Here is a 2038-nt window from a genome sequence, read left to right as displayed (position 1 = left end):
GAATCGCGCTCTGCGGGCTTTGCAAATGCATCACGTTGAGCACGCCCAATTGCGGGTAGATCGAGGCAAACAGCGCCGGCAAAATCGCGAAATATTTAGCCACGTCGTTGGCGATGGAAAAGGTCGTCAACGCACCGCGGGTCACCAGCAGTTCCTTGCCGATCTGCACCACGTCCAGCAGCTTGGTCGGGTCGCTGTCGAGGTCGACCATGTTGGCCGCTTCGCGAGCGGCCTGGGTGCCGTCGTTCATCGCCATGCCGACGTCGGCCTGGGCCAGCGCCGGAGCGTCGTTGGCGCCGTCGCCGCACATGGCAACCAGGCGACCGTCGTTCTGCTCGTGGCGGATGCGGGCGAGTTTCTTCTCTGGCGTGGCTTCGGCCAGCACGTCGTCCACGCCCGCTTCAGCGGCAATCGCGGCGGCGGTCAACGGGTTGTCGCCGGTGACCATCACGGTGCGAATCCCCAGTTTGCGCAGTTCGGCGAAGCGTTCGCGGATGCCGGGTTTAACCACGTCCTTGAGGTGGATCGCACCGAGCAGTTTGCCATCGGCGCATACCAGCAATGGCGTGCCGCCGCTCTGGGCGATCTTGTCGATTTCCCGCGAGAGTGCCGGCTGCAGGTCACGGCGTTGTTGGCCGAAACGCCAGCAGTGAATCGACCGCGCCTTTGCGGAACACACGGCCTTGGTAGTCGACACCGGACAAGCGCGTTTCGGCACTGAACGGCACGGAGGTCAGCTCCTCCAGGGTTGGCTCGGCCTGAGGGTGCAAAGCACGCAGGTATTCGACGATGGATTTGCCTTCCGCCGTGTCGTCCGCCAGGGACGCCAGCAACGCGCCTTCAGCCAGGTCGCGACCACTGACGCCAGGCGCTGCGATCACGGCTGCACAGCGACGGTTGCCGAAGGTGATGGTGCCAGTCTTGTCCAGCAGCAGCACATGCACGTCACCCGCAGCTTCCACCGCACGCCCGGATTTGGCGATGACGTTGAGGCGAACCAGGCGATCCATGCCGGCGATACCGATGGCCGACAACAGGCCGCCGATGGTGGTCGGAATCAGTGTCACCAGCAGCGCGACCAGGAACACCAGCGGCAAGCTGCCATTGGCGAAGTGGGCGAACGGCTGCAGGGTGACCACCACCAGCAGGAAGATCAGCGTAAGGCCGATCAGCAGGATATCCAGCGCCACTTCATTCGGGGTTTTCTGGCGTTTGGCGCCTTCCACCAGGGCGATCATGCGGTCCAGCGTGGACTCGCCCGGATTGACGGTAATGCGGATCAGCAACCAGTCCGACACCAGCCGCGTGTTGCCGGTGACGGCCGAACGGTCGCCGCCGGATTCACGGATAACCGGTGCGGATTCGCCAGTGATCGCCGCCTCGTTGACGGCCGCGATACCTTCGATGACCTCGCCGTCACCGGGGATCATCTCCCCGGCCGCGACGCGCACCACATCACCTTTGCGCAGGCTGGTGGCCGGCACAACCTTGAAGCTGCCGTCGGCCTCTTTGCGGCGGGCGCTCAGGCCTTCGCTGCCGGCTTTGAGGCTGTCGGCGCGGGCCTTGCCGCGACCTTCGGCCAAGGCTTCGGCAAAGTTGGCGAACAGCACGGTGAACCACAGCCACACGGCGATTTGTACCGTCACAAAGGTCGGCACCGCAGTGTCCGGCACAAAGCACAACACGGTGGTGAGGATGGCGGTCAACTCGACCACCAGCATCACCGGCGAGCGTTGCAGTTGGCGTGGGTCCAGCTTGACGAAAGCCTGGACCAGCGCCGGACGCCAAAGAGCGGAGATGGCGGTTTTGGCCGGTTCCTGAGAACTCACAGGGGCCGCATTTTTTGCAGGCATATTCATTTTCATATCCCCTCTAGCTCTTTATTTAGGAGCAGCCATGCTCAGGTGTTCAGCAATTGGGCCCAGTGCCAGCGTCGGCAGGAAAGTCAGGCCGCCCACCAGCAAAATGGTCACGGTCAACAGGGTCACGAACAGTGGGCCATGGGTCGGGAAGCTGTTCTGGCCAATCGGTGCGGTTT

Annotated in this window: 1 protein-coding gene and 1 pseudogene; both read right to left on the bottom strand. The window is 63.3% G+C overall.

Annotated features, from left to right (window positions below):
* Positions 1–1859: pseudogene (kdpB, locus tag FEM54_RS31395) on the bottom strand (potassium-transporting ATPase subunit KdpB); the annotation flags it as partial.
* Between the two features lie 21 nt (positions 1860–1880).
* A partial coding sequence (locus FEM54_RS31390) for a potassium-transporting ATPase subunit KdpA (RefSeq protein WP_138454154.1) occupies positions 1881–2038 on the bottom strand: 158 nt, incomplete at its 5' end.

The sequence above is a fragment of the Pseudomonas edaphica genome, assembly GCF_005863185.1.
GTDB lineage: Bacteria > Pseudomonadota > Gammaproteobacteria > Pseudomonadales > Pseudomonadaceae > Aquipseudomonas > Aquipseudomonas edaphica.
Note: the sequence above shows the minus strand (reverse complement) of the source record. Positions and strands in the feature narration are given on the sequence as shown.